This window comes from Yoonia sp. (assembly GCF_036770585.1).
Classification (GTDB): Bacteria; Pseudomonadota; Alphaproteobacteria; order Rhodobacterales; family Rhodobacteraceae; genus Yoonia.
On sequence record NZ_DAIPIW010000067.1, the window covers coordinates 6224 to 14343 of the forward strand.

Consider the following 8120-nt stretch of genomic DNA (forward strand, 5'->3'; position numbering starts at 1 on the left):
GCCACAAGCAGAACAAGCGACAGCAAAGCCAGAAACCGCAAACACCAGTGAAACATCGCACATGCCTCCAAACGGGGTTAACCAATTCGAAAACAATTAGAGCCAATTTGTTAACCAAACCTTAGGAAGTGGGGACAGGCTTGTGGGAAGATCGAATTTTCCGTTAGGCTCTGGCGGTATTGAACAAGGGCCGATTTCAGTCGCATGATCAGGTTGGACAGTGGCGTGGTGGGCATCGACCACGGAGAGGTCGTGATGTTCTCGGATTTCGAGGATGGCGGCCAGATGTGGCGGGGGGACGGGCCGCGTCAGTCACGCGAAACCGTGCGCTTCGCCTCTGCCTTCCGATCGGTGCCGCATGTGCAGGTCTCGATTTCGATGTGGGATATTTCCAACAAGACCAATATCCGCGCCGATGTGCAGGCCGAAACGATCTCGACGACAGGGTTCGAGATTGTCTTCCGCACATGGAGCGACACGCAGGTCGCGCGGATCAGGGTGGCGTGGACGGCGATCGGTGAACTTCCCAACGCCGATGACTGGGATCTGTCCTAGCCGCCGCACCCCCGCCCCCGGAGGATTGCCGCGATATTTTCGGAAGTCCAACCAATGAATCAGCGGCTGTCTGATTGTCGCCGGCATGGCCCGTAAGGTAACCACTGTGCCAAAAATTTTAAGACATTCTTTACCCGTTGGCCTATAGCAAGGCCAAGCAGTCAAATGATGTTGGCTGACCGTTTACGAGTGTGATGATGGTCGAAGTGACGAACCGACGCGCCCCTCTGCGATGTGCAAGGGCCGTGAAGGAACTGAAAGAGCAGCGCAAATCGACCCGCGCGGTCATGCAGCGTTACGAAGCTGCGACCGATCTGTCGGACGATGAAAAGACGCTCTATGTCCACCTGACACAATCGATGGTCATCCTGAACGCGCTGAGCGACCATCTGGTCAAGCACGACTTTCTTCCGCGCACGTGGGAACATTTCACCTTCGGGTCCGGCTTCGACCGCAATCTCATGCCACTCTTGCGGACCAATCAGGACGGTGAGCTTTGGGTCGAGTATTTCGTCTTCGACCGGCCCCGGAACCTGTTGGAGTTTCTGGGCGGTGACTGTGCCAACGACGTCCCAGAACAGGCAGCAACCATCCGCAAGCGCCCCGCCGCCACCGCAAGGCCAGCGCGCCCCTGTCAGGCCAAGACCACGCCGGACACCGACCTGATGGACCTGATCCGCGCAAGGATGCCCAACCGCAACAAGGCTTGCTATGGTGCGAAGAGCCGCTAGGCGACCACCCCGCTAAAGCGGCCAGACGACCAGTATCGCAGGCACCGCCACAAGAATGACAAGCACCTCCAGCGGCAGGCCCATGCGCCAGTAGTCGCCGAACTGATAGCCCCCCGGTCCCATGATCAGCGTGTTGTTCTTGTGCCCGATCGGGGTCAGGAAGGCGCAGGATGCCGCCACGGCCACAGCCATCAGATAGGTATCCGGATTGGTGCCCGTCGCTGCCGCGACCGATAAGGCGATGGGCGCCGCAAGCAGCGTTGTGGCCACATTGTTGAGGAAATCCGACAGGGTCATGGTGACCACCATCAGCAGGCACAGCGTCACCCAAGGCGGAAAGCCGCCGCCCAGCCCGACGATCTGCCCCGCGATCAGGTCAGCCCCGCCGAAGTGCTCGAAAGCCTCGGCCAGCGGCACCAGACTTGCCAGCAAGACGATCACCTTCCATTCGACCGACGCGTAGACCTCGCCTGCGGAGACAAGACCAAGCGCGACATAGGCGATGACCGCCGCGCCCAGCGCCACCGACAGGGGCATCAGACCAAGAATGGCCAGCAGCACGGCAAGGGCGAAAACAGCGATTGCCATACCCGCCTTGCCACGCTGGATGACTTCGGTCCGGCGCCCCTCCAACGGCAGGATGCCCAGCCAGTCTATCGTCTCGGACACGCGCTCGGGTGTGCCAAGCAGCAGCAGCACGTCACCGGGCTGGATCGTCAAGAGACGCACACGGTCCTGAAAGCTGACGCCCGCGCGGGCAACACCCAACAGCGTCACAGACCGCCGATGCAAGAGTTGCAGGCTGCGCGCCGTGCGCCCGGCAATCCGCGCGCCTTCGGGCACGATCGCCTCGGCCAGGGTCAGGCCTTGCGCGACCACGCTGCCCTCATGTTTCTCCGACCCTGCGAATTCCAGATCGGCCTGCCCCATGAAGGCCTCGATCGCCTTGGGATTGCCCTCGACGACAAGAAAATCACCCGCCCGCAGTTGTCTGCTGCGCGCCATGCCCGCAAGCCGCTTCCCGCCCCTGACCAGGCCCAGTAGATGCACGTCCGCCTCGTCGGCAGAGGCATAGAGATCGCCCACAACCGCTCCCGTTTCGGCAGCGGCCTCGCCGATCCGCAGTTCGGCGATGTAACGTCCCTTGCTGACGGATTTTTCCGTATCGACCAGTGAGGTCCGCGCCGGCAGCAGGCGCCACCCGATCAGCGAGACAAAGGCGATACCCGACATCGCCACTATCAACCCGACCGGGGCAAAGTCGAACATAGCAAACGGCTCGCCCAGCGCGCTTTGGCGATACTCCGAGATCACGATGTTCGGCGGCGTTCCAATCAGCGTGATCATCCCGCCAAGGATGGCGGCAAAAGACAGCGGCATCAGGGTCTTGCCCACGCCACGCTTTGCCTTCCGCGCGGCCTCGAGGTCCAGCGGCATCAACAGGGCCAGGGCCGCGACGTTGTTGATGATCGCCGAAAGGCCCGCCGCAAAGACCGAGATCACCGCGATATGCAACGGCAACGGTCGTTCCGCATCGATCAGCCGCGTGGCCGCCATCTCGACCGCACCTGACGAGGACAGCCCGCGACTGACAATCAGCACCAGCGCGATGATCGCGACGGCGGAATGACCAAAGCCGGAAAATATCTCGTCCTGCGGCACAAGCCCCAGAACGGCCGCAAGGATCAGGGCGCCGAAGGCGACAAGGTCGTAGCGGATCCGCCCCCAAAGCAGCAAGGCAAAGACCAGCCCCAACAAGACGAAGATCTGGACAAGTTCAGACGGCATGCGCCAAGGCTAGACTGCTTTCAGGGCAGTTGGAACCGGCAGGTTTGGACTGACAGGGGCGCGGCGGCTATTCTGCCGCGTAAAGCCCTTCGTAGATCGGCCCCAGCGTCTTGTGGTCGAACAGCGACGACACCGAGGTGCCGTTCCATGTGTTCAGGATGGCCTGCGCGAACATCGGCGCTGTCGGCACGATGCGGATGTTCGGGCAGCCCTTCACCGCGTCGGATGCCTGAATCGTATCCGTGATCACCAGTGTCTTCATCACCGATTTCGACACGCGGTCCACCGCAGGACCGGACAGCACGCCGTGGGTGATGTAGGCGTGCACCTCTTTCGCGCCGTTCTCGATCAGCACCTCGGCCGCCTTGCACAGCGTACCTGCGGTATCCACGATGTCGTCGACGATCACGCAGACCTTGTCCTTGACCTCGCCGATGACGGTCATTTCGGCCACTTCGCCGGGTTTGCCGCGACGCTTGTCCACGATCGAGAGCGGTGCATCGATCCTCTGGGCCAGATCGCGCGCACGGGCCACGCCGCCGACGTCGGGCGAGACGACCATGACCTCATCCATCCGGCCACGGAAATTGTGCATCGCATCCAGCGCATAGATCGGCGAGGCATAGAGGTTATCGACCGGGATATCGAAAAAACCCTGAATCTGCGTTGCATGCAAATCCAGGGTCAGGACACGTTCCACGCCGGCTTCGACCAGCATATTCGCCACCAGCTTGGCCGTGATCGGGGTGCGGGCCTTGGATCGGCGATCCTGCCGCGCATAGCCGAAATAGGGGATCACGGCGGTGATGCGCGCGGCGGACGACCGGCGCAGGGCATCGGCGATGATCAACAGCTCCATCAGGTTGTCATTGGCGGGGTTCGAGGTCGGCTGGATGATGAACATATCCTCGCCGCGCACGTTTTCGAAAACTTCGACGAAAACCTCGCCATCGTTGAAGCGTTCGACCCGCGCATCCACCAGCTTGGTGTCCATCCCGCGATGCATCGACATGCGCCGTGCGATCGCCTTGGCCAGAGGTTGGTTCGCATTGCCGGCAATCAGCTTGGGTTCAATCATCGTCGGCATGGGAAAGGTCCTCTGGCAGAAGGGCACGGGTACGCATGTAACAGATTCGTGGCGTTGACACCGCCTAGCACAAGCTTACCGTCGCGCAAAGATTTCCGCAGCCGATGGACCACCAAATGCCGCATATTGATTACTACTTTGCCACCCTGTCCCCCTATACCTATCTCAGCGGCACCCGCCCGGCAGAGGTCGCCAAACGGCATGGCGCGACGCTTCGCTACAAACCGCTTGATATCATGGCGCTGTTCGCGCGCACGGGCGGCCTGCCGCCCAAGGACCGGCACCCCAACCGGCAGGCCTACCGGCTGCAAGACATCGAACGGCGGGCCAAGCTGCTGGGCAAGCCGCTGAACCCCAAGCCGATGTTCTGGCCCACCAATGGCGCACCTTCGGCCTATGCGATCATTTCCGCGCAGAACGCAGGGCATGACGTGGCCGAACTGGTGACAACCTTCGGTGCCGCGATCTGGGCCGAGGACAAGGACATCAGCCAGGACGACATCGTGCGCGCCTGTCTTGAAGCCTGCGGGCTTGATCCGGCGCTGGCCGACAAGGACATGCTGACGACGGCGGACACATTCGCCCGCAATCTCGAAGATGCGGTGGGCGCGGGGGCATTTGGCGCGCCTTTCTTCGTGGTCGACAGCGGGCAGGTCTTCTGGGGCGAAGACCGGATCGACGATCTGGAGGCACATCTGGCAGGCCGCATCTAGGGTGGCCCTGTCCGGCATCCACCACGTCACCACCGGCGACGACCGGTCACGCCTGCTGATCCACTGCATGCTGGCGCGGCACGAGACGCTTTTGCCGCTTTCCCGTGCGCTTGGGGGCGGGACGCTCTTTGATATGCCGGGCCACGGGCAAAGCGCGGATTGGGACGGCAAGACGCCCTATCAGGCGCAGACGGCAAGCATCGCGGCGGCGCTTTGCAATGGCCCGACCCATCTCATCGGCCATTCCTTCGGGGCGACGGTCGCCTTGCGTCTGGCGGTCGAGTATCCCGACCTTGTCAGCCACCTGACCCTGATCGAGCCTGTCTTCTTCGCCGCCGCCAAGGGGACCGGGGTGCACGACCACCACCGCAAGGCCTTTCGCCCCTTTGTCGCCGCCATGCTGCAAGGGGATGAGGTGCGCGCGGCGCAGGTCTTCAACACCCTCTGGGGCGAGACGCCATGGGACATGATCCCGCCGGACCAGCAGGCAGCCCTTGTAAAGCGTATCCACCTCGTCGTCGCGGGCGGGGCCGAGATCGAGGAAGACGCCGAGGGGATCACATCGGCCGAACGGCTTGCAAAGGTCGACATCCCCGTCACGCTGATCCGTGGCCAGAACACGCAGCCCGTGATTGCCGCCATCCATGCCCGGCTGGTGGAACGTCTGCCCCACGCCACGGACCACGTCATCGCGGGTGCCGGCCACATGCTGCCGATCCGCAAGACCTACCTGCCGCACATAGCCGCGATCATCCGCGCAAGTGAGACAGGAACCCGTTGACCGCATCCTCGGACGCCGACCAGTCCGTGACCAGCCGCCCGATCAATGGTTCATCGGGATCACCGACCTGCGGGTCGCCGCTGATCACGTAGTAGACAGCGCCCGCGTCCAGCATCCGCTTGTGTTCGGCGCGGGGCATCTCGAAAAAGATGATATTGGCCTGCGGCTGGTAAAGCATCCGCGCCACATTATGCGCCGCCAGCCCCGCGGCCAGTTGCGCACAACGGGCATTGGCGGCCCGCGCCATGTCCAGCCACAGCCCGTCTTCCAGATAGGCCTGCATCTGGGCCGACAGGTAGCGGTGCTTGGACAGAAGATGCCCGCCGCGCTTGCGCCGCAGCTCGAACTCCCACGCCAGATCAGGGTCGAAGATCACGCAGGCCTCGACCCCCATCGCACCGTTCTTGGTGCCACCGAAGCTGACGGTATCGACGCCGGCTTTCCACGTCATCTCGGCAGGCGAACAGTCCAGTGCGACCAGCGCATTGGCAAAGCGCGCACCGTCCAGATGCGTCTTCAGGCCATATTCCCGCGCGACCGAGGTCAGCGCACGGATTTCATCCAGCGCATAAATCGTGCCTTTCTCCGTCACCTGCGTCAGCGACAGCGGCCCGCGCTGGGGGCCATGCACGCCGCGGTTCTGTTCGGCCAGTATCTTTGCCCGCAGCCCGTCGGTCGTCATCTTGCCGTCCACGGTCGGCACCAGCGTCAGCTTGGCGCCGGTGTAGAATTCGGGCGCGTTGCATTCGTCCTCGTGGATGTGGGCGCAATCGGTGCAGAAGATCGTCTGCCACGGCTGCGACATGGTCCCCAGAAGGATGGAATTGGCCGAGGTGCCGTTGATCACCAGATAGACCGCCGCATCCGGGGCCTCGAAAATCTCGCGGATGGAGGCGCGCACCTCGTCCATGATGGGCTCCGCGCCATAGCCCATGGCGTAGCCTGCGTTCGCCTTGACCAGCGCCTCCATCACCTTGGGATGGGCGGGTCCGGCGTTGTCGGATGCAAAGAACATCAAAGCGGCTCCTGAATGATAAAGTCTTCCCAGTCGTCTTCGTCGACGGCCTCTTCGGATATGGTCATGCCGCGCATCGAGACGCCAGCCCGGTGGACCGTCTCGGGATCGCCCGAGATCAGCGGGTGCCAGTCATAAAGCGGGCGGCCTTCGTAGATCAGCCGATAGCCGCAGGTGCGCGGCAGCCAGTAGAGGTGCCGTTCGATGGTCTCGGGTGTCAGGACGATGCATTCGGGCACGTATTTGTGGCGGTTGCCGTAATTGCTGCAAAGGCAGGTCCCGACGTCGAGCAGGCGGCAGGACACGCGGGTCAGTTCCACGGTGCCTTCTTCGTCCTCCAGCTTGTTGAGGCAACATTTGCCGCAACCGTCGCAGAGCGCCTCCCATTCGGGGCGGGTCATCTCGTCCATCGGTTTGGTTTCCCAGAACCGGTCGGCCAGCCCCTCGCGCGGGATCTCAGCGGACATGCGAGAGGATCGCGCGGGCCTGATCGCAGTCCGCGTCCATCTGGGTGATCAGCGCATCAAGGCTGTCGAATTTCAATTCAGGCCGCAGAAAATCGACCAGCGCGACAGACAGATGCGTGCCGTAAAGGTCGCCCTTGAAATCAAAGATGTAGGTTTCGCAATTGGGGATATTCTCGCCGAACATCGGGCGCACGCCGATGGATGCGGCGCCGTTGTAGGCGCCCTTGTGCGGGCCGCCCAGCACATCTACCTTCACCGCATAGACGCCGAACTTCGGCGGATGCAGGCCGGTGATAGACATATTGGCGGTCGGATAGCCCAGATCGCGCCCGCGCTGGTCGCCCTTGATCACCGCGCCTTCGATCCGGTGCCAATGGCCCAGCATCGCGGCGGCGTCGCGCGGCTTGCCGTCACTCAGCGCGGCACGAATGGCGGTAGAGGAAACACTGGCCGTATCCACTGTCACCAGCGGCGCGATGGTGACGCCGAACCCCATCTCGGCCCCGTAGGCTGTCAGGTCTTCGACCGTCCCTTTGCGGTCCTTGCCGAAACAGAAATCCGCACCGACGACCACATGGGCCAGCCCCAGTTGGTTGACGATGATCTCTTGCGCGAAGGCGCGCGGCGTCAGTGCGGCAAGGGCGGCATTGAACGGCACCTCATAGAGCCTCTCGACCCCCAGCTTGGCCAGCCGGTTCGCCTTGGCCTCGGCGTTCATCAGGCGGAAGGGGGCGTCGGCGCGGCCGAAGAAATCGCGCGGGTGGGGCTCGAACGTCATGATGCCAAGGGGCGCATGGGCAGCATCGGCGGCCTTGCGCGTCAGGTCGATGACGGCGCGGTGGCCGATATGGACACCGTCGAAATTGCCGATGGCCGCAGCCGCGCCGCGATCGGCAGGGTCGATGAAGGCAATGTCTCGGATCACGCGCATGAAGGCTTGCCTAGCCCGTCAGCGCGACCCGCGCAAGCGCCCGTTGGCCTAG

The 8120-nt window shown here is 62.9% G+C and carries 9 protein-coding genes; 4 read left to right on the forward strand and 5 right to left on the reverse strand.

All coding sequences use genetic code 11. From position 1 onward, the window contains the following. Positions 1 to 204 precede the first annotated feature (204 nt). Together V7N12_RS11275 and V7N12_RS11280 are read left to right on the forward strand one after the other, a co-directional pair. Positions 205 to 555 (forward strand): H-type lectin domain-containing protein, encoded by a 351-nt coding sequence (locus V7N12_RS11275; RefSeq protein ID WP_333714664.1) that lies wholly within the window; start codon positions 205 to 207, stop codon positions 553 to 555. Positions 556 to 800: 245 nt separating this feature from the next. Then, positions 801 to 1286 (forward strand): hypothetical protein, encoded by a 486-nt coding sequence (locus V7N12_RS11280; RefSeq protein ID WP_333714665.1) that lies wholly within the window; start codon positions 801 to 803, stop codon positions 1284 to 1286. 12 nt (positions 1287 to 1298) lie between these two features. Here the strand turns inward: V7N12_RS11280 and V7N12_RS11285 are convergent, their stop codons facing one another. Continuing rightward, positions 1299 to 3074, reverse strand: a complete 1776-nt coding sequence (locus tag V7N12_RS11285; protein ID WP_333714666.1) for an SLC13 family permease — start codon at positions 3072 to 3074, stop codon at positions 1299 to 1301. Positions 3075 to 3141: 67 nt separating this feature from the next. Beyond that, positions 3142 to 4161 carry a ribose-phosphate pyrophosphokinase gene (locus V7N12_RS11290; protein ID WP_333714667.1) on the reverse strand — a complete coding sequence of 340 codons (1020 nt, stop codon included), beginning with the start codon at positions 4159 to 4161 and terminating at the stop codon, positions 3142 to 3144. A 116-nt stretch (positions 4162 to 4277) separates the two neighbouring features. On the opposite strand from V7N12_RS11290, the gene V7N12_RS11295 reads away from it, so the two are divergent. Together V7N12_RS11295 and V7N12_RS11300 are read left to right on the forward strand one after the other, a co-directional pair. After that, positions 4278 to 4874: a 2-hydroxychromene-2-carboxylate isomerase gene (locus tag V7N12_RS11295; protein WP_333714668.1), complete on the forward strand. Its 597-nt coding sequence runs from the start codon at positions 4278 to 4280 to the stop codon at positions 4872 to 4874. 1 nt (position 4875) lies between these two features. Beyond that, a complete protein-coding gene (locus V7N12_RS11300) occupies positions 4876 to 5655 on the forward strand; it encodes an alpha/beta fold hydrolase (protein WP_333714669.1) in 780 nt (259 codons plus the stop codon). Here V7N12_RS11300 and V7N12_RS11305 read toward each other — a convergent pair. The 3 genes from V7N12_RS11305 to V7N12_RS11315 are packed head-to-tail and all read right to left on the reverse strand — an operon-like array spanning position 5624 to position 8068. Further along, on the reverse strand, positions 5624 to 6670 hold the full coding sequence (locus tag V7N12_RS11305) for a threonine aldolase family protein (protein ID WP_333714670.1): 1047 nt from the start codon (positions 6668 to 6670) through the stop codon (positions 5624 to 5626). The genes V7N12_RS11300 and V7N12_RS11305 overlap by 32 nt on opposite strands. Beyond that, complete coding sequence (locus tag V7N12_RS11310; protein ID WP_333714671.1) at positions 6670 to 7137, reverse strand: YcgN family cysteine cluster protein; 468 nt, start codon at positions 7135 to 7137, stop codon at positions 6670 to 6672. Before V7N12_RS11310 ends, V7N12_RS11305 begins: the two co-directional genes overlap by 1 nt. Continuing rightward, positions 7127 to 8068 carry a bifunctional riboflavin kinase/FAD synthetase gene (locus V7N12_RS11315; protein ID WP_333714672.1) on the reverse strand — a complete coding sequence of 314 codons (942 nt, stop codon included), beginning with the start codon at positions 8066 to 8068 and terminating at the stop codon, positions 7127 to 7129. The genes V7N12_RS11310 and V7N12_RS11315 overlap by 11 nt, the downstream gene beginning before the upstream one ends. Positions 8069 to 8120: the final 52 nt, after the last annotated feature.